The organism is Nitrospira sp. BLG_2 (assembly GCF_049222245.1).
Map to the genome: position 1 here is coordinate 1 of NZ_JBLYIG010000178.1, position 2,772 is coordinate 2,772.

Consider the following 2,772-nt stretch of genomic DNA (forward strand, 5'->3'; position numbering starts at 1 on the left):
GCTGATTCAGCTGAAGATGCTGAAGAAATGGTCGAAACCGCCTGTGAAAAGGCATCGGCCTCATTCCCAGAAATGAGTTACGAAGGGATTGAGGATATTGAGGAAGAAGAGGATTAGTCGGTCTTTGTCTGATGAAAGGATCTTACAGTTCACTAGCAGGCTGTTGACAAACTCCACTTGCTGTTCGCGATGAATATGATAAGAGAGGCGTCCATCAGGAGGCGTACGCTAATGATGGGCACAGCCGATCCGCAGCCGTCGATGTTCTACCACATCAATCTGGAGCAGTTTGTGACAGCCGATCACCCGATGCGGAAGATTCGTCCGTTGATCGATACGGAACGAATCCGGCAGCTTTGTGAGCCGCTCTACGCCGACACAGGCCGTCCCTCCATTCCACCCGAGCAGCTGTTTCTGGCCCTCCTCGGCGGCTATCTGCTGGGCGTGACGTCTGAACGGGCGTTGGTTCGGGAACTCACCGGTAATCTGGTGCTTCGGTGGTTTGTCGGGCTGGATTTAGATACGGAACCGTGGGATCACTCGACGTTCTCGCAGAACCGGAAGCGGCGGTTTACCGAGAGTGGGATCTTAGAACGGCTCTTTGATGAGACCGTCGCCCTCGCGATCAAGCAGAAGCTGGTCTCGCCCCACACCACACTGGACGGCACGCTGGTGCAGGCGAATGCGTCGCACAAGAGCTTCGTGCCCATGGAAGTCTTTTTGAAGCCGGCGGAGTACAAGCGCCGGATTCGGTCGCTGGATGCGGGGTCGGAGCAGTACCAAGACCAGGACCCGGGCAATCCCACAGTCACGTTTCGGGGGGAGCGACGCTCCAACCAGACGCACGTGTCGACCACCGACCCGGACGCCAAGTTGGCGAACAAAGGCCAGGGGACGGCGGCGATGGTCGGCTACACCGTGAACGGGCTGATGGAAAACCGCCATCGGCTCTTGCTGGGGATCAATGTGGAGTCATTCCGCGGGTCCGCCTCGGAGACGGAAGGCGGGCAGGCCTTGATCGATGCCTTCCATAAGAGGCATGGCCTACGGATGAAGACGGTAGGCGCGGACAAGGGCTATTTTGCCAAGTCCTTTCTGGCGGCACTGTTCAAACGGAGGATCAAACCTCATGTTGCCGCAAAAACCACTGGACGGGAGGCGGTGCATCAGCGGGTCAGACGGATGAGCCGGACGATGGGGTACTCCCTCTCGCAGCGAGCCCGGAAGAAGATTGAAGAGCTGTGGGGGGAAGCGAAGTGTTGGCATGGGTTCCGGCGGTTTCAGCGACGGGGCCTCTTGCAGGTCCGAGATGAGGCCTATCTGATGGGCTGGCTGCTGAATCTGAAGCGGCTAGCGACCTTGCTCCCGGCTCCGGCCTAGCGGGCAGCCCAAGGCGTGCGGGGAGCGGGAGCCCGGAAGAGCGGGATGAGAGAGATGAACCCCATGATCGACACACAAGACATAATCAGAGAAATCAATCGGTGAATTCAATGCAGGAATTCTTCAAAAACCGCTGTTTGTCAACAAACTGCTAGTGGAAATTGGCCTCGATACGTTGGGATGGCCGGTACATTTTGGCATTGCACTTTGGTACGAGGATCACGAGATGCTTCTTCACGCGGCAGCCGTTTTCGAGCATCTCCATCGCAAAGTTCGACGAGGATACGATCAGGCTGGAGAAGTGGCCTACATCAAGCCAACTATTTACCAGAAATGCTACAACTCTACTCAGAGCTTTCTGACAACGAGAGAGTCAGTCAATTATTCGGTCGCCTTGATGAATTGTATGAGGATGGTCACGTCGCGATTTCTGAATACTCGGCCGGATTGCTGGCAGCAATTAGAACTGTAGACAAACGTCGCAGCACCGATGGACATTCACTACTGCACAGCGCCACAAGAACCATATGTGACCTTCGAGAACGCCTGGATGCCGAGCGCCGCGAGAAAGACGACTTAAAGGCCGAGGTTGATGTCGGAGTTCGACTCAAGGATGTGTGCGAGAAAGCAGAGAAAGATCTAAGCGCGAGACATGCTATATCGTTTCCCATATTCTGCTCCCAGACACAGCAGTTTCTTGTTGAAGCAGCCTCCTGGAACACCACACCCTTCAAGAACATAAATCCATGTTGGCCTCCCATCCTTTACCAGAAAGCCATTGAATACGAGTTTAACGAGAGAGTGTGGGCGCCTGTTCGCAAGGTCGACGGAGCCATGCCGAAGGCATTCGACCACGACAGACTTACAATCAACCAAATAAACAAATTGCTTCGTGGTGCCGAACCCCTGGCCAAGGGTCTTGTCAGATCTATTTCTGAACGACTGAAGATCTCATTGTCTCTGGCTCCCCCACTGGCAGTCGCTCTCCACAATTTGAAAGACCATTGTAACCGCGCACGGCACGGAGACAAAAAACCGTATACAATCGATGACCTAGATTCATGTCTGAAGGTCATTGCTGAAGGGGAAGCGATTGTTCAGATCATTACTCGGTTTCATCCACGCTGAAAAGCTGCAGGACAAGGACTTCTTCCTGGGAATTTAAACAGTCGACATTCTCACCACCTTCTTCCGATACGAGAGCTGCTTGATAGGAAGCGCATTCCCTTCTACACTTCCACTCCTTACGGAACACAGGCGACACCCCCTGCAGAATTTGCGATGGTTACTGAGCCGACCACCAAATAGTGCGTAATGTTCGGCTGGCAATGTCGCAAAACCATTTGTTTATAGGCGATTCAAGAGTCAAGATGCGCACTATTTAGCGTTCTC

At 54.0% G+C, this 2,772-nt stretch carries 2 protein-coding genes; both read left to right on the plus strand.

What is annotated here, in order from left to right; translation table 11 throughout:
* Positions 1 to 231 precede the first annotated feature (231 nt).
* Entirely contained in the window at positions 232 to 1,380 is a 1,149-nt protein-coding gene (locus tag ACOSYY_RS04935; protein ID WP_421661159.1) for a transposase, read from the plus strand.
* Between the two features lie 180 nt (positions 1,381 to 1,560).
* Positions 1,561 to 2,508 carry a hypothetical protein gene (locus ACOSYY_RS04940; protein ID WP_421661160.1) on the plus strand — a complete coding sequence of 316 codons (948 nt, stop codon included), beginning with the start codon at positions 1,561 to 1,563 and terminating at the stop codon, positions 2,506 to 2,508.
* Positions 2,509 to 2,772: the final 264 nt, after the last annotated feature.